The 24,579-nt window shown below is 61.1% G+C and carries 20 protein-coding genes; 11 read left to right on the top strand and 9 right to left on the bottom strand.

The features are described 5' to 3' along the window. The 3 genes from ACVW0Y_RS22860 to ACVW0Y_RS22850 all read right to left on the bottom strand — a co-directional run. The coding region (locus tag ACVW0Y_RS22860) for an Ig-like domain-containing protein (protein ID WP_457441532.1) at nucleotides 1–7,214 on the bottom strand (7,214 nt) is incomplete at its 3' end. A gap of 432 nt (nucleotides 7,215–7,646) precedes the next feature. Next, on the bottom strand, nucleotides 7,647–8,987 hold the full coding sequence (locus ACVW0Y_RS22855; RefSeq protein ID WP_457441530.1) for an OprD family porin: 1,341 nt from the start codon (nucleotides 8,985–8,987) through the stop codon (nucleotides 7,647–7,649). A 291-nt stretch (nucleotides 8,988–9,278) separates the two neighbouring features. Next, the gene (locus tag ACVW0Y_RS22850; RefSeq protein ID WP_457441529.1) at nucleotides 9,279–9,824 is read right to left on the bottom strand and encodes a cysteine hydrolase family protein; all 546 of its coding nucleotides are present in this window, start codon (nucleotides 9,822–9,824) and stop codon (nucleotides 9,279–9,281) included. A 103-nt stretch (nucleotides 9,825–9,927) separates the two neighbouring features. Between ACVW0Y_RS22850 and ACVW0Y_RS22845 the strand changes: the two genes are divergently transcribed. Continuing rightward, nucleotides 9,928–10,932: a GlxA family transcriptional regulator gene (locus ACVW0Y_RS22845; protein WP_457441527.1), complete on the top strand. Its 1,005-nt coding sequence runs from the start codon at nucleotides 9,928–9,930 to the stop codon at nucleotides 10,930–10,932. 94 nt (nucleotides 10,933–11,026) lie between these two features. Beyond that, a complete protein-coding gene (locus ACVW0Y_RS22840; protein ID WP_457441525.1) occupies nucleotides 11,027–11,653 on the top strand; it encodes a class I SAM-dependent methyltransferase in 627 nt (208 codons plus the stop codon). On the opposite strand, the gene ACVW0Y_RS22835 is transcribed toward ACVW0Y_RS22840, so the two are convergent. Together ACVW0Y_RS22835 and ACVW0Y_RS22830 are read right to left on the bottom strand one after the other, a co-directional pair. After that, nucleotides 11,650–12,579 carry a sigma-54-dependent transcriptional regulator gene (locus ACVW0Y_RS22835; protein ID WP_457441523.1) on the bottom strand — a complete coding sequence of 310 codons (930 nt, stop codon included), beginning with the start codon at nucleotides 12,577–12,579 and terminating at the stop codon, nucleotides 11,650–11,652. The two genes, ACVW0Y_RS22840 and ACVW0Y_RS22835, sit on opposite strands and share 4 nt — an antisense overlap. Before the next feature lie 72 nt (nucleotides 12,580–12,651). Next, complete coding sequence (locus tag ACVW0Y_RS22830; RefSeq protein ID WP_457441521.1) at nucleotides 12,652–13,233, bottom strand: alpha/beta hydrolase; 582 nt, start codon at nucleotides 13,231–13,233, stop codon at nucleotides 12,652–12,654. 369 nt (nucleotides 13,234–13,602) lie between these two features. Here ACVW0Y_RS22830 and oscA point away from each other — a divergent pair, with 369 nt between their 5' ends. The 5 genes from oscA (at nucleotide 13,603) to ACVW0Y_RS22805 (ending at nucleotide 17,863) form a co-directional block, all read left to right on the top strand. Next, nucleotides 13,603–13,788, top strand: coding sequence for a sulfur starvation response protein OscA (gene oscA / locus ACVW0Y_RS22825; protein WP_108095379.1), 186 nt, complete (start codon nucleotides 13,603–13,605; stop codon nucleotides 13,786–13,788). Between the two features lie 186 nt (nucleotides 13,789–13,974). Next, complete coding sequence (locus ACVW0Y_RS22820; protein ID WP_457441518.1) at nucleotides 13,975–14,982, top strand: sulfate ABC transporter substrate-binding protein; 1,008 nt, start codon at nucleotides 13,975–13,977, stop codon at nucleotides 14,980–14,982. 186 nt (nucleotides 14,983–15,168) lie between these two features. Then, nucleotides 15,169–15,987, top strand: coding sequence for a sulfate ABC transporter permease subunit CysT (cysT, locus tag ACVW0Y_RS22815; RefSeq protein ID WP_457441516.1), 819 nt, complete (start codon nucleotides 15,169–15,171; stop codon nucleotides 15,985–15,987). Between the two features lie 10 nt (nucleotides 15,988–15,997). Next, nucleotides 15,998–16,870 carry a sulfate ABC transporter permease subunit CysW gene (gene cysW, locus ACVW0Y_RS22810; RefSeq protein WP_457441514.1) on the top strand — a complete coding sequence of 291 codons (873 nt, stop codon included), beginning with the start codon at nucleotides 15,998–16,000 and terminating at the stop codon, nucleotides 16,868–16,870. A 3-nt stretch (nucleotides 16,871–16,873) separates the two neighbouring features. Then, the gene (locus tag ACVW0Y_RS22805; protein ID WP_457441513.1) at nucleotides 16,874–17,863 is read left to right on the top strand and encodes a sulfate/molybdate ABC transporter ATP-binding protein; all 990 of its coding nucleotides are present in this window, start codon (nucleotides 16,874–16,876) and stop codon (nucleotides 17,861–17,863) included. A 96-nt stretch (nucleotides 17,864–17,959) separates the two neighbouring features. Here ACVW0Y_RS22805 and ACVW0Y_RS22800 read toward each other — a convergent pair whose 3' ends face one another. Further along, nucleotides 17,960–18,988, bottom strand: a complete 1,029-nt coding sequence (locus ACVW0Y_RS22800) for a DUF2955 domain-containing protein (protein ID WP_457441511.1) — start codon at nucleotides 18,986–18,988, stop codon at nucleotides 17,960–17,962. 8 nt (nucleotides 18,989–18,996) lie between these two features. After that, nucleotides 18,997–20,058, bottom strand: coding sequence for an HlyD family secretion protein (locus ACVW0Y_RS22795; RefSeq protein WP_457441509.1), 1,062 nt, complete (start codon nucleotides 20,056–20,058; stop codon nucleotides 18,997–18,999). Nucleotides 20,059–20,228: 170 nt separating this feature from the next. On the opposite strand from ACVW0Y_RS22795, the gene ACVW0Y_RS22790 reads away from it, so the two are divergent. From ACVW0Y_RS22790 to ACVW0Y_RS22780, 3 genes are all read left to right on the top strand, one after another. Further along, the gene (locus ACVW0Y_RS22790) at nucleotides 20,229–21,167 is read left to right on the top strand and encodes a LysR family transcriptional regulator (RefSeq protein ID WP_457441507.1); all 939 of its coding nucleotides are present in this window, start codon (nucleotides 20,229–20,231) and stop codon (nucleotides 21,165–21,167) included. Between the two features lie 112 nt (nucleotides 21,168–21,279). Beyond that, complete coding sequence (locus tag ACVW0Y_RS22785; RefSeq protein WP_457441505.1) at nucleotides 21,280–21,468, top strand: hypothetical protein; 189 nt, start codon at nucleotides 21,280–21,282, stop codon at nucleotides 21,466–21,468. Between the two features lie 332 nt (nucleotides 21,469–21,800). Further along, nucleotides 21,801–22,544 (top strand): hypothetical protein, encoded by a 744-nt coding sequence (locus tag ACVW0Y_RS22780; protein WP_457441503.1) that lies wholly within the window; start codon nucleotides 21,801–21,803, stop codon nucleotides 22,542–22,544. A gap of 27 nt (nucleotides 22,545–22,571) precedes the next feature. Here ACVW0Y_RS22780 and ACVW0Y_RS22775 read toward each other — a convergent pair whose 3' ends face one another. Together ACVW0Y_RS22775 and ACVW0Y_RS22770 are read right to left on the bottom strand one after the other, a co-directional pair. Further along, nucleotides 22,572–23,066: a DUF2165 family protein gene (locus tag ACVW0Y_RS22775; protein ID WP_457441501.1), complete on the bottom strand. Its 495-nt coding sequence runs from the start codon at nucleotides 23,064–23,066 to the stop codon at nucleotides 22,572–22,574. Between the two features lie 149 nt (nucleotides 23,067–23,215). After that, nucleotides 23,216–23,740, bottom strand: a complete 525-nt coding sequence (locus ACVW0Y_RS22770) for an Mpo1 family 2-hydroxy fatty acid dioxygenase (RefSeq protein WP_457441499.1) — start codon at nucleotides 23,738–23,740, stop codon at nucleotides 23,216–23,218. A 110-nt stretch (nucleotides 23,741–23,850) separates the two neighbouring features. Here ACVW0Y_RS22770 and ACVW0Y_RS22765 point away from each other — a divergent pair, with 110 nt between their 5' ends. Beyond that, nucleotides 23,851–24,537, top strand: a complete 687-nt coding sequence (locus tag ACVW0Y_RS22765; protein ID WP_457441497.1) for a Crp/Fnr family transcriptional regulator — start codon at nucleotides 23,851–23,853, stop codon at nucleotides 24,535–24,537. The last annotated feature ends 42 nt before the right edge of the window (nucleotides 24,538–24,579 follow it).

The raw sequence follows: 24,579 nt of genomic DNA, 5'->3' as shown, positions 1-24,579 counted from the left end.
GCAGCTCCCGAAGTTGCTGCAACTGTCGCCCTGCCCGCCGTAGTCGAGCTGGTCAGAACGACAGTGGCAACGCCATGGGCATCGGTTTTCGACGTGGCTTTGTTCAGCGTGCCGCTCGTGGTTGTCCAGGTAACGTCAACATTGGCAACCGGATTGCCATTGGCATCCTTCACCACAGAACTGATAGCCGAAGTGCTGGTGCCGTTGGCAACGATGGAGCCTGGAGAAGACGTGATGGTTACAGTCGCCGCCGCAGCCGCCACAAAGCTCACATCCGTCGAACCATGCGCGGTCCCGGATGCAGCCGTAACGGTCGCCGTACCGGCAGTGGTCGAACTGGTCAGCTCTACAGCGGCAACACCGTTGGCATCGGTTTTCGACGTCGCTTTATCCAACGTGCCGTTGGTGGTCGTCCAAGCAACATCGGCATTAGGCACCGGATTGCCATTGGCGTCCTTCACCACGCTGCTGATGGTTGTGGTGCTGGTGCCATCGGCGGCGATTGATGGCGAGGACGCTGTCACGCCAGCCACCGCAGCCGGCGCACCCGCTACAAAGGTAACCTCCGTCGAGCTATGCCCAGTGCCTGAGGTGGCCTCAACGGTTGCCTTGCCGGTGGTAGTCGGACTGGTCAATTGAACCGTCGCCACACCATTGGCATCAGTTACCGAACTGGTTTTATCCAGGGTGCCGCCGGTGGTGGTCCAGTTGACCGTCGCCCCCGCTACCGGATTGCCATTGGCATCCTTCACTACGCTGCTGACGGTGGTGGTACTGGTGCCGTTGGCAACGATGGATGGCGAGGCCGCGGTCACGCCACTAACCACAGCCGGCGCACCCGCTACGAAGGTCACCTCGGTCGAGCCTTGCCCAGTCCCCGAGTTGGCCTCAACGGTTGCCTTGCCGGCGGTAGTCGAGCTAGTCAGTTCTACAGTGGCTACACCGTTGGCATCGGTTTTCGACGTGGTTTTATCCAACGTGCCGTTGGTAGTCGTCCAGGTAACATCGGCATTGGGAACCGGGTTGCCGTTGGCGTCCTTCACCACGGTGCTGATGGTTGTGGTGCTGGTGCCGTTGGCGGCGATTGTTGCCGAGGAGGCCGTCCCGCCGGTTACCGTCGCCGGTGTACCGGCTAAGAAATTCACATCCGTCGAACCATGTGCAGTCCCGGATGCAGCCGTAACGGTCGCCGTACCGGCCGAAGTCGAGCTGGTCAGCACAGCACTGGCAACCCCATTGGCATCCGTCACTGAGCTGGTTTTATCCAGCGTGCCGCCCGTGGTGGTCCAGTTAACGGTCGCACCCGCAACCGGATTGCCATTGGCGTCTTTCACCACAGTGCTGATGGTCGAGGTGCTGGTGCCGTTGGCGATGATTGATGGCGAGGACGCTGCCACGCCGGTAACAGCAGCCGGTGCGCCGGCTACGAAATTCACATCCGTAGAATTGTGAGCGGTTCCGGATGTAGCCGTAACGGTCGCCGTACCGGCCGAAGTCGAGCTGGTCAGCACAGCACTGGCCACGCCATTGGCATCCGTCACTGAGCTGGTTTTATCCAGCGTGCCGCCCGTGGTGGTCCAGTTAACGGTCGCACCAGCAACCGGGTTGCCACTGGCATCTTTCACTACGGCGCTGATGGTCGAGGTGCTTGTACCATTGGCAATGATTGACGGCGAGGACGCTGTCACACCGGTCACCGATGCCGGTGCACCTGCTACAAAGTTCACTTCCGTAGAGCTGTGCGCACCGCCAGAGGTGGCCTCAACAGTTGCCTTGCCGGCGGTAGTCGGACTGGTCAATTGAACCGTCGCGACACCATTGGCGTCAGTCACCGAACTGGTTTTATCCAGGGTGCCGCCGGTTGTGGTCCAGTTAACCGTTGCGCCAGCAACCGGGTTGCCATTGGCATCTTTCACCACGGTACTGATGGTTGTGGTGCTGGTGCCATCGGCGGCGATTGATGGCGAGGACGCTGCCACGCCGGTAACAGCAGCCGGTGCGCCGGCTACGAAGCTGACATCCGTCGAACCGCGAACGGCCCCGGAAGCGGCCGTGACGGTCGCTGTACCGGCAGTAGTCGAACTGGTCAGCACAGCACTGGCCACACCATTGGCATCCGTCACTGAGCTGTTTTTATCCAGCGTGCCGCCCGTGGTGGTCCAGTTAACGGTCGCACCAGCAACCGGGTTGCCATTGGCATCCTTCACCACAGTGCTGATGGTCGAGGTGCTTGTGCCGTTGGCGATGATTGATGGCGAGGACGCGGTCACACCGGTCACCGCGGCCGGTGAACCTGCTACGAACGTCACATCCGTCGAGTTATGCGCACTGCCTGAAGAGGCCGTGACGGTCGCCGCACCGGCATTAATCGAGCTGGTCAGCACAGCGCTGGCCACACCATTGGCATTAGTCACCGAGCTGGTTTTATCCAAGGTGCCGCCCGTGGTGGTCCAGTCAACCGTTGCACCAGCAACAGGGTTGCCATTGGCGTCTTTCACCACGGTGCTGATGATCGAGGTGCTCGTGCCATTGGCAACAATTGTTGGCAAGGACGCGGCCACGCCGGTCACTGCAGCCGGTGCGCCAGCCACAAAATTCACCGCGGTCGAGTTTTGTGCGCTGCCTGAGGTGGCGGTAACGGTCGCCGTACCAGCCGCAGTCGAGCTGGTCAGCACAGCACTGGCCACGCCATTGGCATCAGTTACCGAGCTGGCTTTATTTAACGTGCCACCGGTGGTGGTCCAGTTAACCGTTGCGCCAGCAACCGGGTTGCCATTGGCGTCCTTCACCACGGTACTGATGGTGGTGGTGCTGGTGCCATCGGCGGCGATTGAAGGCGAGGATGCGGTCATGCCACCCACCGCAGCCGGTGCACCCGCTACAAAGGTAACCTCCGTCGAGCTATGCCCAGTGCCTGAGGTGGCCTCAACAGTTGCTTTGCCGGCGGTAGTCGGACTGGTCACTTGCACAGTCGCCACACCGTTGGCATCTGTCACTGAGCTGCTTTTATCCAGCGTACCGCCTGTGGTGGTCCAATTGACCGTAGCACCAGGCACCGGGTTGCCCTGGGCATCCTTCACCACGGTACTGATGTTCGAGGTGCTTGTGCCATTGGCAACGATTGCTGGCGAAGACGCTGTCACGCCAGTCACTGCAGCCGGTGTACCTGCTACGAACGTCACATCCGTCGAGCTATGCGCACTGCCTGAGGTGGCGGTAATGGTCGCCGTACCGGCACTAGTCGGACTGGTCAGTTGAACTGTCGCGACACCATTGGCATCAGTTACCGAACTGGTTTTATCCAGCGTGCCGCCAGTAGTGGTCCAGTTAACGGTCGCGCCAGCAACCGGATTGCCATTGGCGTCTTTCACCACAGTGCTCACGCGCGTGGTGCTTGTGCCGTTGGCAACGATTGATGGCGAGGACGCTGTCACGCCAGTCACTGCAGCCGGTGTACCTGCTACGAACGTCACATCCGTCGAGTTATGCGCACCGCCCGAGGTCGCGGTGACAGTTGCCGTACCGGCGGTAGTCGAGCTGGTCAGCACTACAGTGGCGACGCCATTTGCGGCGGTTTTGGACGTGGTTTTGTCCAGCGTGCCGCCGGTAGTTGTCCAGGTAACGTCCGCATTCGGAACCGGGTTGCCATTGGCATCCTTCACCACAGTGCTGATGGTCGTGGTGCTTGTGCCGTTGGCAACGATGGATGGCGAGGACGCGGCCACACCGGCCACCGCGGCCGGTGTACCTGCTACGAACGTCACATCCGTCGAGTTATGCGCACTGCCTGAAGAGGCCGTGACGGTCGCCGCACCGGCATTAATCGAGCTGGTCAGCACTGCACTGGCCACGCCATTGGCATCAGTCACCGAGCTGGTTTTATCCAGGGTGCCGCCCGTGGTGGACCAGTTCACCGTTGCACCAGCAACCGGGTTGCCATTGGCGTCCTTCACCACGGTGCTGATGGTCGAGGTGCTTGTACCGTTGGCAACGATTGAGGGCGAGGACGCGGTCACACCGGTCACCGCAGCCGGTGCGCCGGCTACGAAGCTGACATCCGTCGAACCGCGAATGGCCCCGGAAGCGGCGGTGACGGTCGCTGTACCGGCAGTAGTCGAACTGGTCAGTTGAACCGTCGCCAGGCCATTGGCGTCCGTTTTCGACGTCGCTTTATTCAGCGTGCCGCCGGTGGTTGTCCAGGTAACGTCCGCATTAGGCACCGGATTCCCATTGGCATCCTTCACCACGGTACTGATGTTCGAGGTGCTCGTGCCGTTGGCAACGATTGCTGGCGAAGACGCGGTTACACCTGTCACCGCAGCCGGTGCACCTGCGACAAAATTCACGTCCGTCGAGTTATGTGCACTGCCGGAGGTAGCGGTAACGGTCGCCGTACCAGCCGAAGTCGAGCTGGTCAGCACAACACTGGCCACGCCATTGGCATCAGTCACCGAGCTGGTTTTATCCAAGGTGCCGCCCGTGGTGGTCCAGTTAACCGTTGCACCAGGCACCGGGTTGCCATTGGCGTCCTTCACCACGGTGCTGATGATCGAGGTGCTCGCGCCATTGGCAACGATTGTTGGCAAGGAGGCTGCCACACCGGTCACCGCTGCCGGTGCACCTGCTACAAAGGTCACTTCGGTCGAGTTACGGCCACTGCCTGAGGTAGCTTCAACAGTTACCTTGCCGGCGGCAGTCGCGCTGGTCAGCACAGCACTGGCCACGCCATTGGCATCAGTTACCGAGCTGGCTTTATTTAACGTGCCACCGGTGGTGGTCCAGTTAACCGTCGCACCCGGAACCGGGTTGCCATTGGCGTCCTTCACCACGGTGCTGATGGTCGAGGTACTCGTACCATTGGCAACGATGGATGGCGAAGACGCGGTCACACCGGTCACCGCGGCCGGTGCACCTGCTACGAAGGTCACTTCCGTCGAGTTATGCGCACTGCCTGAAGTGGCCTCAACAGTTGCCTTGCCGGCAGAAGTCGGACTGGTCAGTTGGACCGTCGCGACGCCATTGGCATCGGTTTTCGACGTGGTTTTGTCCAGCGTTCCGTTGCTAGTTGTCCAGGTAACGTCCGCGTTCGGAACCGGGTTGCCATTGGCATCTTTGACTACCGTACTGATGGTCGTGGTGCTTGTGCCATTGGCAACGATGGATGGTGAGGACGCGGCCACACCGGTCACTGCAGCCGGTGCGCCAGCCACGAAATTCACCGCGGTCGAGTTATGCGCGCTGCCTGAGGTGGCGGTGACGGTCGCCGTACCGGCCGCAGTCGCGCTGGTCAGCACAGCACTGGCCGCGCCATTGGCATCAGTTACCGAGCTGGTTTTATTTAACGTACCACCGGTGGTGGTCCAGTTAACCGTCGCACCCGGAACCGGGTTGCCATTGGCGTCCTTCACCACGGTGCTGATGGTCGAGGTACTCGTACCATTGGCAACGATGGAGGGCGAAGATGCGGTCACACCGGTCACTGCAGCCGGTGCACCAGCCACGAAGGTCACTTCCGTCGAGTTATGCGCACCGCCCGAGGTGGCTTCTACAGTGGCCTTACCGGCAGTAGTGGAACTGGTCAGTTGGACCGTCGCGACGCCATTGGCATCGGTTTTGGAAGTGGTTTTGTCCAGCGTCCCGTTGGTAGTTGTCCAGGTGACGTCCGCGTTCGGAACCGGGTTGCCATTGGCATCTTTGACTACGGTACTGATGGTCGTGGTGCTGGTGCCGTTGGCAACGATGGAACTCGACGAAACGCTCACGCCCCCTACAGCAGCCGGTCTACCCGCTACAAAGCTCACATCGGTAGTGTTACGGGCACCACCCGAACTCGCTTCAACAGTGGCAATGCCGGCCGTGGCCGAACTGGTGAGCTGTACGGTGGCCACACCATTGGCGCCGGTCACCGAGCTGGTTTTATCCAGCGAGCCTGCGGTGGTGGTCCAGGTCACGGTGGTGTTTGCCACCGGCTTACCGTTGGTATCGCTGACGATTGTGCTGAGGGTGGAGGTGCTGGTTCTGTCCGCCACGATGGATGCGGGACTGGCTGTCACCGCCAAAGCTACCGCTTGCACGACCAAGGTCATCACGTTGGAGACGACGGCACGTCCGTACTTGTCGGTGCCGACAAGCTGCAGGGTGTAGGTATTGCTGCCATCGACTTGCCGAGCTGCATACAAGGCGCTGGCGCCAGCGGCATAGGTGGGTACATTCAGCTCGCCGAAACTGCTGCCGTTGCAAGGCAGAGCAAAACCGGCGGCGGTGCCGACCCAACTGAGCGAGTGCAGGTTGGCAATGCCGGTTATGGCGAACTTCACCGTAGTCGCTGCACTGGCAGAAAGAACTTCCGGCAGCCGCAGCTGGGTTTCAACGGCTTGGTGGTCGAGCACAATTTCGTTGTTACGCGAAACCAGGTCGTAGCGCATGTTCTCCAGACGATGGCTGGCGGCCAGGTTGGCGCTGGCCAGCTGCTTGCGCAGCGACTCACCCAGGCGATAGGTGAGCGAGAGGGTGGCCGAGGTATCGCTCAGACCCGCCTGCCCCATACGGTGGTCCACGCTCAAGCCAATCAATGGCACCGGGTTGTAAATAACCCCCAGGGTCAAGGCGTGAGGATCTTTCTGGCGGTCATCGGAAGAAAACAGACTCACCTGTTTGCCGTAGTACTGCTCGAACGCCACTCTGCTGCCCAATTGTGGATAGGCCGGCAGGTAACCTTCGCCGCGTATATCCCACCCCTTGGCGGGGCGCTCGAAAAAGTCGGGCATATCCGCCGAGGCCTTCCACTGGGAAAGTGGCAGGTAACTGTTAGCGCTCAGCTTGAGGAAATCGGTCCAGGCTTCAACACCCAGGCCCAAGCGATCATTTTTGCCGGTGAGATCGCGGTCGTAGAAGCTGTTCACGCCGAGCAGCCAGTTGGCCACGTCGCGCCGATAGCCCAGCCCCAGGTTGACGGTGTTGCGATGATCCTTGGTGTAGGTGTCGGCGCGGCGTACCCCGACTTGCGTGAAGACCAGGTTCTGCCCCGCTTTGTAGAAGGGCACCAGAACATCCAGGCTGCCGCCCCGGAAACCTTGGTGATCAACATTAAGGTCGAGCTTGGAGGTGAGGTTATGGCTGGCAAACCACGACTCGGCGGCCTCGCTGGCCGTGCCCGAAAGCATGTTGGCACCCTGCGTCGCGGCTTGCTCGAAGCCTTGGCTGCGGTTGCGCATTACGCTGGGCGCCAAGTCGCTATCGGTGCCCGCTGGCGACAACCAATCGGCTGAGCGCTCGCGTGCTGGCGAGGGCGTGGCGGCTGTTGCGTGCTCAGCTGCGGAGGAGCCTAGCTCCGGTAGTGGCTGTTTTTCGGGCTTGGCGGCCTCCTGTGCCAGAACTGGGGCCACTGGAGAAAATACGATGCTTACCATCAGGTAAGACATCAGCAGCCTTTGCGTAATTAACCGCATGTTTTTCCCTTCCGTAGAGCTGAGCGCAATTGAGGAAGCGGATTTTCATGAGATCGTTGGGCGTTGGAGTTAGGACGCGGGCGGCAGGTGAATAGGGTGAAAGCTGTGGAACGGAGAAAAAATTCCGAAACAGCCGTTGGAAAAATTACGGGCACAAAAAAGCCGGGCAGATGCCCGGCTTTTTTACTGCGTTTGTTCTTACAACAGCGGCAGGGTGTAGCTGACGATCAGGCGGTTTTCGTCGTTGTCAGCCGCGAAGTTGCCGCGCTGGCTCGCGTTACGCCAGGTCAGGCCCAGGCCTTTCAGAGCACCGTCTTGCAGCACGTAGTCAATGCGGAAGTCACGTTCCCACTCTTTGGCATCGCCAGAGGCGGTGTCGATGTTGTCGCCTTTGAGGTAAGTAGCAACGGCTTTCAGGCCCGGCACGCCTACGGAGGTGAAGTCGTAGCCGTATTCAGTCACCCAGGTACGCTCGCCGGCGTTCTGGAACTTGCCGATCTGACGGTCGGTGATCAGGTAAGCGGTCGAACCATCACCCTGGTTGAGGTATGGGAAAGCACTGTCGCCCGACACTTGCTGGTAGCCAGCGCTCAGCGCGTGGGCACCGAGGGTGTAGGTGAAGAAGCCGCTCCAAGTGCGGTTGTCCACTTCGCCGCGAACGATGGCCGCGCCGGCTGGGGTATTACCGTAGTAACCGGTAGCGCCGTAGCCATCAGCACGACCTGCTGCGCTGCTGTTCTTGCCGTCGGAGCTGCTGTCGAAATAGCGCAGGTCGGATTTCAGCACGCCTGGACCAATAGCCCAGTTGTGGATCAGGCCGAGGAAGTGCTGTTTGTAGAAGTCGTCCAGGTTGCCGTAGTAGTACTGCGCGGTCAGGTCTTTGGTGATTTTGTAGTCACCACCGGCGTAGTAGAACTTGTTGGTGTCAGCTTGTTGGCCGCGAACCACTTGAGCACCCGCTACACGCAGGCCGACGTTGTCGGTGGAGCTACGGGTTTTGGTGTTTTCCAGCTGACCGGCGATCAGGGTCAGACCGTCGATTTCGTTCGATGTAACCTGGCCACCGTTGAACAGTTGTGGCAGCAGGCGACCGTCGTTGAAGGTTACGACTGGCAGTTTTGGCTGCAGGGTACCCAGACGACCTTCGGTTTTCGAAACGCGTACTTTGGCGGTAGCGCCGGCTTTGCCGTAGCTATCGGTGGCGCTGCCGTCGCTTTCCAGCGGGAACAGGGCACCTGGGGTGCGGCTACGGTCGGCTTTGGTATTGGTGCCACCGGAATCCAACTTGATGCCGGACAGACCAACTACGTCCAGACCAAAACCAACGGGGCCTTGGGTAAAGCCCGAGGTGTAGTTGAACAGGAAGCCTTGGCCCCACTCTTGCGCGGACGGCGCGTTGTCGGAGTGCTTCACGTTGTTGTCGTAGTAAAAGTTACGCAGACCCAGAGTGGCCTTGCTGTCTTCAACGAAACCGGCGGCACCAGCTTGCTGAGCGATAAGGCCCAGAAGTACGGCGGCGGCCAAAGGAGATTTGGTCATGGTGCTTGCTCCAGATGCAGTTCTTTTAGTTTTCCGACACTGCAAGGGAGATCACGAGCGGGGGACGCGGATCGAGGATTCAGCTGCCTTGGTGCGGGTCGTCCCGGGGGGCCCGTTTACGACCGCGCAACAGTAATAAAAAATGTATAAATCTAAAAAGACTTATTAGTTTGTTTTTAATGCTTTTTAAGAATATTAGACACATTTCGCAAAACATGATCACGATACCGGTCACGCGCAACACCAAATTTAGTGCTCGGCACCGTTTTGTGACTTAAAAAGTCTTGCTGATCACGCCAGAAAGTCCGCGGTAGACAGCAACGGGGTATACCCGAAGGCCAGCGCAGCCATAAATGCAGCATGCACTTGAGCGGCCGGAACCTTCACGCCGTCGAACTCCAGATCCAGAGTGGCACAGGCGTCGTGGATAACCGTGGTGTGGTAACCCAGGTCCACTGCGGCGCGGGCAATGCCATGGGTGCACATATGGCTCATGCTGCCGACGATCACCAGGCTGTCGATGCCATGCTGGTCGAGCACGGCCTTCAGCTCGGTTTCGCGGAACGAGTTGATGTGGTGTTTGACGATAACCGGCTCGTTGCCCTGGTTGATGACGCTCGGGTGGATCTGCGCGCCTTCGGAGCCAGCAACGAAAAACGGCGCGTCCTTGTCCGTGGCTTCATGGCGGATATGCACCACCAGATCACCCGCAGCGCGGAACGCCCCAATCACTTGCACAGCCTTGGCGGCGGCGGCTTCAGCGCCTACCAGCGGCCACTTGCCGGAGGAGAAGTAGTCATTCTGGATATCGACTACGATGAGCGCTCGTTTGGACATGGTGTGTTCCTCGTTTCAGCTGGGTAGGTTGTTTGCGTGGTTGAAGTATTGGCCAAGGCAACGCGGCCGAGGATTAGCCGGAACGACAATAGCGGTGGAAAAAATGACAAAGCGTGCAACCCGACCCGTGCTGGAGATTGGCCTATTGGTGTATCCCGGTGCGCAGACGGCCGCCGTGCATGGCCTGACCGATCTGTTCGCGGTGGCCAACCGCATGGCCAACGAACAGGACTCCGACCAGCTACCGCAGTTGCGGGTCAGCCACTGGAGCGCCGACAGCTACGATGCCCCGCTGCAACGCCGTTTCGACAGCCTGCCGGGCAGCACCAGCCGCCTTGGCGCGATAGTCATTCCGCCGTCCCTGGCCGAGATGCCCAGCGTGCGGGAAGCCCAGCCACTGGCCGAGTGGATCAAGGCCAGCCACGAACAGGGTGCCATCGTCGGTTCGATCTGCCTGGGGGCTTTTCTGCTAGCCATTACCGGCCTGCTGGACGGCCGCAAGGCCACCACGCACTGGACCCACGGCGAAGAGTTGGCCGGCCAGTTCCCCAAGGTGAAGGTGGATGTCGATAAGCCCATCATCGACGACGGCGACATCATCACCACCGGCGGCCTGATGGCCTGGGCGGAAATCGGCCTGCGCCTGGTCGACCGCCTGCTCGGCCCGAGCATCGCCACCCGCACCGCGCGTTATCTGATGGTGGAACACAGCGACAGTGCCCGCGAATGCGGCAGCAATTTCGCCCCCATCCTCGCCCATGGCGATGCCGCGGTGCTCAAGGTGCAGCATTGGCTGCAGGGCAATGGCGCGGTGGATGTCAGCCTCAGCGCCATGGCCAGTTGCGCCGGCCTGGAAGCGCGGACGTTTTTACGCCGCTTCCGCGCAGCCACCGGACTGAAGCCCACCGAGTATTGCCAGCATGTGAAAGTCGGCAAGGCGCGGGAAATGCTCGAATTCACCAATGGCACGGTCGACCATATCGCCTGGACCGTGGGCTATCAGGACCCGGGCGCGTTTCGCAGCGCGTTCAAGAAGATCACCAATCTTTCGCCCAGCGAGTACCGCAACAAGTTTGGCGTTAAACCCAAAGCCTTCGCCGTCTCGTAGGATCGGCTTCAGCCGCGATGCTCTTGAAGATCAGAGCGCCGGACCGGCCGCTCCTATGGATAATGGTCATCCTTCACAAAACCCTTAAGCCGCCATGCCCCTGTCCCCCGAGCAACTCACCCAGATCACCGCCCTCACCCTGCAGCACTACAACCAGAGCGCAGAAAGCTTTCGCGAGGGCACCCGCGACCACGACGTCAGCCAGAACATTGCCGCCCTGCTGCGCCATATCACGGCGACAGCGCCGCTGCAGATTCTCGATTTCGGCTGCGGCCCGGGCCGCGATCTGAAGGTGTTCCGCGACATGGGCCACGTACCGGTGGGCCTAGATGGCTCGGCGAGCTTTGCCCAGATGGCTCGCGACGACAGCGGTTGCGAGGTATGGCATCAGGACTTTCTGGCGCTGGAGCTGCCGGCCGAACGCTTCGACGGGGTGTTCGCCAATGCCGTGCTGTTCCATGTTCCCAGCCAGGAGTTGCCGCGGGTGTTGCGCCAGTTGCATGCCTGCCTGAAACCCGGCGGCGTGCTGTTCAGCTCCAATCCCCGCGGCGATAACCAGGAGGGCTGGAACGGCCCGCGCTATGGCAGTTACCACGACCTGGCGGCCTGGCAGCAATACCTCGGTGACGCCGGCTTCGTCGAGCTGGAGCACTACTACCGGCCCACCGGCCTGCCCCGCGAGCAACAGCCCTGGCTGGCCAGTGTGTGGCGCAAAGCCTAGCCGACCACCCGCTGTAGCAGCTGCTGCAACTGCAGCGCGCCATCGGCGCCAGCACGACTCAGCCATTCGCGCAGTTGCTGCTCGATGGCGCTCAATGGCGCGCGCACGCCAGCCAGTTCCAGGTGTTCGGGCAGAATCTCCGCGCCGCTGCTGACCAGCAGGGCAAAGTGAATAACGTTCTCCAGTTCGCGGGTGTTGCCCGGCCACGGATGCCACTCCAGCACCTGCTGAGCAGCAGCGCCAATCAGCGGCATCGGCAGACCGAGGCGCTGGGTGTAGATGCCGAGAAAGTATTCGGCCATCGGCAGGATATCGCCGATGCGCTCGCGTAGCGGCGGCAGCGCCAGGCGTCCTTCGTTGAGGTACTGGTACAAGCGCGGGTGAAACTTGCCGGCGTCCACCGCCTGGCCGAGGTCGATACTGGTGGCGGCGACCAGGCGCACATCCACTGGCGTGGCCAGACTGGCACCGACGCGGGTGACTTCGCGGTTTTCCAGGGCGGCCAGCAGCTTGTCTTGCAGCGCCAGCGGCAAATCGCCGATTTCGTCCAGGTACAGGGTGCCGCCATTGGCCGAACCAAACCAGCCGGCACGGCTGCTAGCTGCACCGCTGTGGGCGCCAGCGGCGTAGCCGAACAGCTCGGCCTCGGCGTGGTTCTGACTCAGGCTGCTGCAGCTCAAGGCCACGAACAGCCCGGCGCGGTCGCTTTCGCGATGGATATGGCGGGCCAGCAACTCCTTGCCGGTACCCATCTCGCCCTGAATCAGCACCGGCAAATGGCTGGGGGCCAGCTGGCTGACCTCTGCGCGCAGCTGCCGCGAGCGGACGTCGATAAACACCAGCGCCTTGGCGCGGATGCTCAGCGGGCTTTTATCGGCGTCGGGAAAGGTCAGCAAGGGCTGGCCGGGGTGTTCAGTGCGGGACATGACGAAAACTCCAGACCAAGCCGGCTGCTGGCACAGCGGCTTGGTAACGAAAAAATCAGCGGGTGCGACGAATCAGGCGCTGCGGCGGGCGTGCTGTTCGATGCGGTTCTGCAGGCGGTACAGGTAGGAAAAACCACGCTCCCAGCGCTGATGGCCAGACTTCACATTGATATGGCCGACCCCACTGAGAATCGCCGCCTCGGCACCCCAGTCGCGGCCCAGTTCAATGGCGCGCGCGGCACTGGCGGCCTGGTCGTTGTCGGAGCCCACCAGCTGGCTGGGAAACGGCAGCAGCTCGCGGGGGATGGGTGCGAAGCCTTTCAAGGCTTCCGGGCAGGCCGGACGCTCGACATCCGCCGGTGCCACCAACAACGCGCCTTGTACCCGGCGCAACAATTCCACCGGCGCGCCGGCCGCCCAATGGGCGACGGTGACGCAACCCAGGCTGTGGGCAATCAGGATCACCGGCGTCGATTGCGCGGCAACCGCGCGGTCGAGTTCGCTGACCCAGGCGGCGCGATCGGGATTAAGCCAATCGGCTTGCTCAACCCGCTGGCTGTTGGGCAGGCTGCGTTGCCAATGGCTTTGCCAGTGCTCGTCCGGCGAGCCTTGCCAGCCAGGCACTATCAGATAGCGGATCGATTCGCTGCGCATGGGAAACGCCTCCTGCGAAGTACGTGTGGAGGCCAGTATAGGGAGCGGTCATATACTCGTTAAGGAATAAGAAATTATTTACTTATACCTTTAACGCAATTTTGATCATGGCAAAAAGCCGCCTACGGCCTTCCTTAACCGCCCCTCAAGCCCTCTATTTCCAAGCTCTCCAGCCTTTTTTCCAGAGGCGCGGCGCTCGCGCGCGTCGCGGTATAGAGATGGGCTCGACCAAAAAAACAAAATGGTTATATAAAAATTCTTAAATAGTATTTTTAAGAATATTGGCCGCCCCCTACTATCCGCTCCACGCCCACTGACCACGCCCACTTATCACCAACAGGCCAGGGCATTTTTTCAAGGAGCAGATAGATGAGCGCACCCCTTCGAAGCGTTGAGGGCCAGGACGAAGCCGGCATCCTCCGCGAAATTTCCGCAGCCCTGCAGGGCCTGCGTTTTGGCTCGGTGGAAATCACCGTGCACAACGGCCAGGTCGTACAGATCGAGCGCAAAGAGAAATTCCGCCTGCAGCCACCGGCCGCTGGCAAGCAAGCCTGATCGCGAATTGAACCACCGCCTACTGGACGACCGGAGGGCAGCACGATGAACACCCAGAACCCTTGTAGCAGCCGTAATCGAAACACCAGCCAGCAGCGGTCACGCTGGCAGCCGCGAATGCGGAAACCCTCATAAGAAACTCAGCCACAACACTTGAACAAAATTTGAAATCTTAGGAGTTACACCATGTCCATTCGCCGTTTCGCTTTGGCAGCTTTGACCAGCGCCCTCTTCGCCGGTACCGCCGTCGCCAAGGATTACGAGCTGCTGAACGTTTCGTATGACCCAACTCGCGAGCTGTACCAGGAGTACAACGCCGAGTTCATCAAATTCTGGCAACAAAGCCACAAGGACGACAAAGTCGTTATCCAGCAATCCCACGGTGGTTCGGGCAAACAAGGCCGCGCCGTGATCGATGGTCTGCGTGCCGACGTGGTTACCTTGGCGCTGGCCGGTGACATCGACGAAATCGCCAAGCTGGGCAAAACCCTGCCGGAAAACTGGCAAACCCGTCTGCCGCAATCGAGCACGCCGTACACCTCGACCATCGTGTTCCTGGTGCGCAAGGGCAACCCTAAAGGCATCAAGGACTGGGGCGATCTGATCAAGAAAGACGTGTCGGTCATCACCCCGAACCCGAAAACCTCCGGTGGTGCGCGCTGGAACTTCCTCGCCGCCTGGGCCTATGGCCTGAAAGCCGGTGGCAGCGAAGCCAAAGCCAAAGACTACGTAGAGCAGCTGTACAAGCACGTACCGATTCTGGACACCGGTGCTCGCGGCTCAACCATCACCTTCGTCAACAACGGTCAGGGTGACGTGCTGCTGGCCTGGGAAAACGAAGCCTTCCTGGCCCTTAAAGAAGATGGCGGTGCCGACAAGTTCGACATCGTCGTGCCTTCGCTGTCGGTCCTGGCCGAGCCGCCAGTGGCTGTAGTCGACAAGAACGCCGAGAAAAAAGGCACCACCGAAATCGCCACCGAGTACCTGAAACACCTGTACAGCCCGGCTGGCCAGGAAATCGCGGCGAAGAACTTCTACCGTCCACGTGACGAGAAGGTAGCGGCCAAGTACGCCGGCCAATTCCCCAAACTGGACCTGGTGACTATCGACAAGGACTTCGGCGGCTGGAAAACTGCGCAACCGAAATTCTTTAACGATGGCGGCGTGTTCGACCAGATCTACCAAGCCCAGTAATCGTTAAGCAGCTTTTCAATCCAAACGCTTTCGAGCAGTACTCGAGAAGTCGGAAGCGTAGCGAGCGAAGGTAAGACAAGGCGGCCGGGTGGGGGAAAAAGCGCAGTTGGCTGTAGCCAATGCGCATTTTCCCCCACCCGGCCAACGCCGTATTACCGAGCGCAGTAGCTTCCGAGAAGGATACGTATGTCACGCAAGATCTCCCCCGTCATACCCGGCTTCGGGCTGACGCTGGGCTACACCCTGGTGTACCTCAGTCTGATTGTGCTGATTCCGCTGGCGGCCATGTTCGTCCACGCCGCCCACCTGACCTGGGAGCAATTCTGGGCCATCATCACCGCTCCCCGCGTAATCGCCGCGCTCAAGCTGAGCTTCGGTACGGCGCTGTATGCCGCGCTGATCAATGGCGTGATCGGCACCCTGCTGGCCTGGGTGTTGGTGCGTTACACCTTTCCGGGGCGCAAGGTCATCGACGCGATGATCGATCTGCCGTTCGCCCTGCCCACTGCCGTTGCCGGTATCGCGCTTACCGCGCTGTACACCCCCACCGGCCTGGTCGGCCAGTTCGCCGCTGACCTCGGTTTCAAGATTGCCTACACCCCGCTGGGTATTACCCTGGCGCTGACCTTTGTGACCCTGCCCTTCGTGGTGCGCACGGTGCAGCCGGTGCTTGCCGACATTCCCCGCGAAGTGGAAGAAGCCGCCGCCTGCCTGGGTGCCAAGCCCTTCCAGGTGTTTCGCTATATTCTTGCCCCGGCCCTGCTGCCCGCCTGGCTGACCGGCTTTGCCCTGGCCTTTGCCCGGGGCGTTGGCGAGTACGGATCGGTGATTTTCATCGCCGGCAATATGCCGATGAAAACCGAGATCCTGCCGCTGCTGATCATGGTCAAGCTCGACCAGTACGACTACCGCGGTGCCACCTCCATTGGCGTGCTGATGCTGGTGGTGTCGTTTGTCTTGCTGCTGCTGATCAACCTCCTCCAACGTCGCATTGAAAAGCCCTAAGGAGCGCGCCATGTCTTCTCCATCGCTTAGCGCCGCCGCTTCTGCCAACGCCGCCCGCCGTGGCAGCGTGAATGCGCGACGTGTGCTGATCAGCCTGTGCTGGCTGGTGTTTTTCCTGTTTCTGCTACTACCGCTGTTTATCGTGGTGTCCCAAGGTCTGAAAAACGGCCTGGGCGCATTCTTCACCGCGATCTTCGAACCGGACGCGCTGTCGGCCCTCAAGCTGACGGTGATTGCCGTGCTGATTTCGGTACCGCTCAACCTGGTATTCGGTGTCAGCGCCGCCTGGTGCGTAAGCAAGTATTCGTTCAAGGGCAAAAGCATTCTGGTGACCCTGATCGATCTGCCGTTCTCGGTATCGCCGGTGATCGCCGGTCTGGTCTATGTGCTGATGTTCGGTGCCCAGGGCCTGTTCGGACCCTGGCTGCAGGACCACGATATCCAGATCGTCTTCGCCCTGCCGGGCATCGTGCTGGCGACCATCTTCGTCACCGTGCCGTTCGTGGCCCGTGAACTGATTCCGCTGATGCAGGAACAAGGCACCCAGGAAGAAGAAGCCGCACGCCTGCTGGGTGCCAACGGCTGGCAGATGTTCTGGCATGTGACCGTGCCGAATATCAAATGGGGTCTGATCTATGGCGTGGTGCTCTGTACCGCACGGGCCATGGGCGAGTTCGGCGCGGTGTCGGTGGTGTCCGGGCATATCCGCGGCGTGACCAACACCCTGCCGCTGCACGTTGAAATTCTCTACAACGAATACAACCACGTCGCTGCCTTTGCTGTGGCCAGCCTGCTGCTGATCCTGGCGCTGTTCATCCTTCTGCTCAAGCAGTGGAGCGAGTCCCGTATCACCCGCCTGAAAGCCAAAGCGGACGAGGAATAAGTCATGAGTATCGAAGTCCGTAACGTCAGTAAGAACTTCAACGCCTTCAAGGCCCTCAACCAGATCAATCTGGATATCCACAGCGGCGAACTGGTGGCCCTGCTCGGCCCCTCGGGCTGTGGCAAGACCACCCTGCTGCGCATTATTGCCGGCCTGGAAACTCCGGATAACGGCAGCATCGTGTTCCATGGCGAAGACGTCTCCGGCCATGACGTGCGTGATCGCAATGTCGGTTTCGTGTTCCAGCACTACGCCTTGTTCCGCCATATGACGGTGTTCGACAACGTCGCCTTCGGCCTGCGCATGAAGCCTAAAGGCGAGCGTCCGACTGAAACCCGTATCGCCGAAAAAGTGCACGAGCTGCTGAACATGGTGCAGCTCGACTGGCTGGCCGACCGCTACCCGGAACAACTCTCCGGTGGCCAGCGCCAGCGTATCGCCCTGGCCCGCGCCCTGGCGGTGGAACCGAAAGTGCTGCTGCTCGACGAGCCCTTCGGTGCCCTCGACGCCAAGGTGCGTAAAGAGCTGCGCCGCTGGCTGGCGCGCCTGCACGAAGACATCAACCTGACTTCGGTATTCGTCACCCACGACCAGGAAGAAGCCATGGAAGTGGCCGACCGCATCGTGGTGATGAACAAGGGCGTGATCGAGCAGATCGGCTCACCGGGCGAGGTATACGAAAACCCGGCCAGCGACTTCGTCTACCACTTCCTCGGCGACTCCAACCGCCTGCACCTGGGTGGCGAAGAGCATGTGCTGTTCCGCCCGCACGAAATCTCGCTTTCCCGCCATGAAGTCGAAGGCCACCAGGCCGCTGAAGTGCGCGACATCCGCCCACTCGGCGCGATCACCCGGGTGACCTTGAAAGTGCCGGCGCAGGACGAACTGATTGAGGCCGAAGTGGTGAAAGACCACGACAGCCTCACCGGTCTGGTGCGCGGCGAAACCTTGTTCTTCAAGCCCAAGGTTTGGCAGGCGCTCAAGCAGATCTGATCCACAAGATCAAAAGCTCGCGGCTGAAGCCCCTCCCACACTGGATCGCGGTTCCTTGTGGGAGGGGCTTCAGCCGCGATGCTTTTGACTCACCCCTCAGCGCTCATGGCTGGCATGCCGAATCGAGGCAAACCGGTTGAACAACCGGTGCAGGGCGAACACCGCCAGCAGCGTGACAAACACCGCCACACACACCGAACTCAGGCGATACGCCAGGCTGAACATCATGTCCTGGCTGGGCGTCAGGTACTGGCCGAAGACGATGGCAATCGTCGTCAGCGCGCCAAAGCCCACCCCTTGCACGCCCTCACGGGTATGAATGCGCGCACAGCAGAAGGTGGCGATCCAGTACAGCAGGGTCACCAGCGGCAGCACGTCGTAGTGGTCGTACAGCACCAGCTGCAACAGCAAACCCACCGCACAACCGAGCAAGGTACCCAGCGCGCGAATCCGCCCGGCGAAACGGATGCCGGTCCAGTGCATGGGGAACAGCACCAGAATCGAGGCGATCTGCGCTGACAGTGAGTCTTTCAAGTCAAAGGTCTGGAACAACATAAACGACAGGGTGGCGATGCAAGCCCCGAGCAGCGCTTCATGCCGCTGGCTGGGCAGGTCTTTGGCCTCCGGCGGGCGGGCCGGACGGGGTTCAGCGTCGGGGAACAGGAAGAACATCAGCCAGGCGATCAGCACAGTCTGCACGGCGGATACCACATTGCTGGTGACCAGGTCATACAGATGGGTTTCCGGGTAACTGGCGAAGTGCAGCAGCATCGATAGAAACACGCAGCCCAGGGCACCGAACATAAACAGCGGTCCTTGCGCCATCAGGCGAAAACGCCAGAAGAATGAGGCGAACACCAGCGGCACAATTAAAAGCGGCCGGTCGCCAAACAGGCCGTAAATCAGCAGCACTTCCAGACAGGCCAGAAAGGCCTGGGCGAGGAATTGGCGGATGACATGGCTGTTGATGACTGGCGTCAGGCCCAGCAGCAACATCGGGTACACGGCGAAAAACGAGCCGTTGTCCCAGTCCATCAACTTGCAGATAAACAGCCCCAAGGTGCAGCCCGTGGCGATACGCAGGCACTGACGCAAGCCGTTGTCGGTAAGGGCTGGCAGGCTCATGGCGGGGCCTAGTAGATGTAGTGCAACAGGCTGATCAGACGGATCTGCACCCGGCCGAAAAACGCCGCCAATGGCGCGTCGTGCGGGTACAGCTGCACGGTGGCCTTGGCCCCGCTGGGCAGCGCTTGCGGCAGCGCCTGGTCCAGCGCCACATGCAGACGCTGGCGCTGCGCATCGCGCACCCAGCGGTCGGAAGTGGCCGGCGCGGCGAGGTCACCGTTGGCTTCCAGCTGGCCCTCTTTCACCCCGGCATCAATGGCACTGACGCTGGCGGCAAACACCTGCCCCGGCAGGCCGTCGAACACCACCGAAGCGGGGTCTTGCAGGTCGACATAGCGCAGGGCTTTTTCGCGGAAGTCGGCGCTGATATCCGCTTCGTCCGCCACCTGCGCGGCCACCGCGCTGCCAGCCGCCACATAGGCACCTATGGATAACTGCAGGTTGCTCAGGGTGCCGCTGCGTTCGGCGCGCACTTCGCTATAGGCCAGTTGCAGCTTGGCCTGCTCCAGCGCATTGCGGGCCAAACGCAGGGCGAGGTTGCCGCTGCCCGGCTCACCGCGCTCCACCAGCAGCTCACGGATGCGTGCATTGGCAGAGCCGACCTTGGCTTGGGCGGCGGCAGTCTGCGAGGTGGTTTGTTCATAGAGTTGGCGTGACACATGCTGAGTGGCCAACAGCTTGGCCAGCCGCGCGCCTTCGCGTTGCAGCTCGCTGGCGGTGGCCAGGGCGGCCTGGTGATCGGCGCGGGCGGCGGCGAGGGCGGCATCCAGCTGCTGGTTGCTCTGCTCGGCCTGCTCCTGGGCCAACTCGGCGGCGTGCACGGCCAGGCGGAACGGCTCGGGGTCGAGGCGGAACAGCAACTGCCCGGCCTGCACATGGGCATTGTTGCTCACTGCAATTTCCAGCACCTGGCCACTGACCCGTGGGGCAATGCGCAGCACCGGGCGCGTCAGTTGCGCCTGCGGCGTGATGGGCATCCACAGATCGGCCGCAAGAAAGTAACCAAACAACAGCACGAAGGCCGCAATGGCGACCCGTACGCGGCGAGCAAAGCGCTGCTCCGCAGTCATGCGCACCTCTGAATTAACCAATAGAAAAGATAAAGAACCGGCAACGGCGAAGCCTGCGCGGTGACAGCTCAGGGCAGGCAGTATATTTTGCCGCCAGGGCCAGATAATCAGCGCCTTTGGTGAAGCAGCCTTACAGTGCGGGTAACAATGGCAACAACGAGGGAGGGGTGATGGACACCTTACAAAGCATGCGGGTGTTCGCCCGGGTGATCGACACCGGCAGCTTTACCGCCGCCGCCCAGGCCCTGGGGCTGTCGACTGCACAGGTGTCGCGGCTGGTCTCGGAGCTGGAGCAGCAGCTGCAAGCGCGTCTGCTGCACCGCACCACCCGCCGCCTGGCGCTGACCGAAACCGGTGAGCGCTACCTGCAGCGTTGCCGGCAGATTCTCAGTGAAGTCGACGAAGCCGCCGCCGAGGCCCGTGGTGCCCATCTGATCCCCAGCGGCCGCTTGCGGGTCCACACCATGACCGGCCTGGGCCTGCAGCACATCACCCGCTTGGTGGCCAAGTACACCGAGCGTTATCCCCAGGTGGTGGTCGACCTGACCCTGTCGCAACGCAATCCCGACCCCATCGAAGATGGCCATGACGTGATCATCGCCTTCGCCCGCGAGCTGCCCGATTCGCAGCTGGTGGCGCAAAACCTCGGCCCCATGTACAGCGTGCTCTGCGCCGCGCCAAGCTACCTGGCCAAGCACGGCACTCCGCAAGGCCCGGCCGACCTGCGCCAGCATCGCTACCTGCGCCTGCTCGACCCGCTGTATGTCGACAACTGGCTGCTGGACGATGCCAACGGCAGCTACGAAGTGCTGCCCACCGAAGCCTTTCAGGTGAATATCGCCGAGTCGCTGGCCAAGGCCGCCCAGGCGGGTATGGGCTTTTGCCTGCTACCGTCGTTTGTTGCCTGCCCTTCGCTGCTCGACGGCAGCCTGCTGCGCCTGCTGCCGCAATACCGGCTGCGCGAACGCAATATCTACGCGCTGTACCCATCGCGGCGTTTTCTCGATGCGAAGATCAGAACCTGGGTGGAGTTTCTCAAGGCCGAGTTGCCGCCGCTGTTCGCTCAGGACGAGGCGATCCTCGATAACCCGGCCCACTGGGCACCCTGACTACTGTTGCATTTCAGGTAATAGCTCATCTCCAAAACCGTGGTTTTTCTAGGTTTTGCTCCTCTTTAGACTGGCCAGGCTTTCACTGATGAGCCCAGATGAGGATCACACCATGCAACGCACTTTGATTTTTACTGCCCTGTTTGCCACCAGTTCGCTGTTTTTCTCCCAACTTAGCCTGGCTGAAGAGTCGCCGGCCTTTGTTGCACGCAATGCTGCAATTGCCCAGCAACAGCAAAGCGCCCACGCCGAGGCGGTCGCCACCCAGAAGGCCGCCGAAAAAGCCGCGCAAGACAGTTGATACCCCCCACGCGTCTGCGCTCCGGGCGCGTGCTGCAGTTCTCCTGACGTTGATGGCGGTAGCTCCTCAATCAACGTTACTTCCCGACCGCTCCGCCTCTGGTTGAGCGGTTTTTTTTCGTCCGGATTCGGTGCTTTCACCCTCACTCGTAGGCCAGCGTGGCTATGGGGTTGCGCCGCAAGTAGCACTTTTTGCCCAAGGCATCGGCAAAAAACGACCACTTGGTCACGCATCGCTGCATAAATCACTCTTTGGGGCTAATTTCCATATCGCAGCGGTGCAGTACCCTACTGCGCGGGGAAGAACACAAAAATAATAAGGAGCACCTCGGTATGCGTTGTACGTCCATGCTTCATATTCTGCTCGCCTGCCTGTTGACCGGGCTGGCGACACTCTCGACGGCGGCGGTGCAAGCCCAGACGCCGCAGGAGCAAATGCAGGTGCAGGCCTGCCGCGCGGTGGGCAGCTTGCTGCTGTACCGCGGTGAAGGTTTCCAAGCCAGCTACGCCGAACGGGTCGACAGCGACCTTGCTGCCCTCGCCGCAGCCGTACAAAGCAGCCCGCAAGCCAGCAGCGAGTTGCGCGCGGCTCAGCAGATTCTTGTTACCCAGATCAAACGCGGTGTTTCCTTCGGCCCCAACGAGGAAGACGTGCCCTGGGGCTACCAGAAGGAATTGAGCAAATCCCTGCGCGATTTCCTTATCGCCGCCCATGATCTGGCACCCGCCACGCCGGTGGATGAGCTGCCGGTAAAGCTTGAATACCTGTCGGTGCAGTACCTGTTCCGCTCCTACGTCGGCAGCCTGGAACTGGCCCGCGAACATGCCGACCAGTACATCGGTCAGGACGAGCGCCTGCTGGTACCGGATATCGATGGCGAGATGAACAAACTGCCGCAGCAGGACGCCGCGGTGAAGAAGAAACTGGATACCCGCTGGAGCTACCTGCGAGTAGCCCTGGCCGACATGAACAGTGGCGTGACGGCGATGACCAGCCTGTCCGGCCGGCCGTTCGCACCGACCATCGTCGATCGCCACGCGCGGGCCATGAGCGATCAGTTGATGAGCTCCAACTGACCTCCTGCTGCCAGGCGGATGCTGGCCCTAAACCGGGTCGTCATCCCGCTGCGCAACAAACAGCAGCACCAACCCCAGGCAGCAGGCAAAACGGAAGGCGGCCTGCTGGCCGTTCCAGGCAGGCGATCGCCACATCTGAAACCATTCCCCGCCGACCACCATAAAACCGAAAAACCACAAGGCAAAACCCAGCACCAGGCCGACGATGGCGGTGCGTTTGGCGGCGTTGAACTGCGCCGCCCGGCAGGCCCGTGCCCAACTCAAACGCAGCGCGCCGAGCAGACAGATGACGCCGATGGCGAGTTCGCAGGCAATGATCAGGGCATAGGTCAGATGGTGCACAAGCGGGCTGCTGATCGCCCGCCAATGCTGAAGGGTGCTGGGCGGGACGGTGTCCATTGCCAGCACATGCTGCACATAAGAGAAGTTGGTGCCGTAGTCGAGGATGTTGTCCGCCCCGACCAGCAGGGCAAACAGCCCCACCATAGCCACCATGACCAGCTTGGTGATCCGCACTTGCATCGTCGTCCCCTCCGAGTCAGATAGGACGATTGTGTCGGCCGCCGTTGCGCTCAGCAGTCAGACCAGGCCGCCATACCCACGGCCCAAGCCGCTGAAGCGGCCTGAAGGGTAGCCACCGGCGCTGGGAAAGCGGGCGGCAAATGGCACTATCAGACCAAGGCGTCTTTGCCGCGGATATGGGTCGGGCCGGCGCGCTCTTCGATGGCCAGCCGTACCTCATCGCGGATTCCCACCAGGAACAGCAGCTCTGCGACCACAAACAGCGGACCGACGATCAGCCCGGACAAGTCATCGACAAAGGCCGGTTTGCGCCCTTCGTAGTAATGGCCGATGAACTGGATGATCCAACCCACCACAAACAACCCCAGGCCGCCGCTCAACCACACCAGGGTGCTTTCCTGTGCCAGGTTGGCACCGCCCCACAGGCTGAGGCCCAGCAAGGCGCTCATCAGCAGCCCCAGGCGCAGGTCCAGACGCAGATAGAAAATCGCCGAAGCCAGCGCGCACAGGGTAGCCGGCGACAACCACAGACCCATGGCGCTGAAGCCCGGACGAGAGAGCAGTGCGGTGACGGCAAAGGCAATCATCGGCACGCCAATGAAGTGGGTGAAGATATTGCGCCGGTCGCGGTGGTAGGTAGCGTATTGGGCAAGGTGATCAATCAGGGTTTTCATCTTATGTCCTCAGGGGTTGCCTCTATTCGGGCTGGATGAATCATGCAGGTTGGGTAAGCTGCAACTCTGTCAGGTAGCTGACAAACCTTCTACGGCGACCGGATACATCCATGGACCATTCTCTGCCGTACCTATCCTTGCTGCGCACCGGCCATTGGTTCAGCACGCTGCCAGCGGCGCTGCAGGATGAGCTGCTGGGCAGCGCGGCGCTGCGCCGATTGCAGGGCGGCGAGCGGCTGTTCCATCGCGGCGATCAACCGTGCGGCTTGTATGCCGTGGTGGAAGGCGCGGTGCGTGTGGGCGCGGTAAGCGTCAATGGCAAGGAAGCGTTGCTCACCCTGGTGGAGCCGCCCTACTGGTTCGGCGAGATTTCGCTGTTCGACGGCCAGCCGCGTACCCATGACGCCTTCGCCGAAGGCCCGACCGTGCTGCTGCATGTGCCGCAAGCGGTACTGACCGCGCTGCTGCAACGCCAACCAGCCTACTGGCGGGACTTCGCCCTGCTGATGAGCCAGAAGCTACGCCTGGCCTTTATCGCCCTGGAACAGATCAGTCTGCTACCCGCCGCGCCGCGCCTGGCCCAGCGCCTGCTGATGATTGCCGACAACTACGGCGAGGGCGACCCGCGCCGTGTGCTGCACCTGGCGCAAGAACAGCTGGCGCTGATGCTGGCCATCTCCCGGCAGACCACCAACCAGATCCTCAAAGACCTGCAGGCGCAGGGAATTGTACGGCTGACCTATGGCGAGATCGAGATTGTCGATATCCAGCGACTGCGAGAAGTGGCGCAGCACTAAACCCCACGCGCACCCGCAGGAGCGGCTTCAGCCGCGATGCTC

The sequence above is a fragment of the Pseudomonas sp. TE3786 genome, from assembly GCF_054057335.1.
The sequence above is the reverse complement of the archived record's forward strand: the minus strand, read 5'-3'. Positions and strand labels throughout refer to the sequence as shown.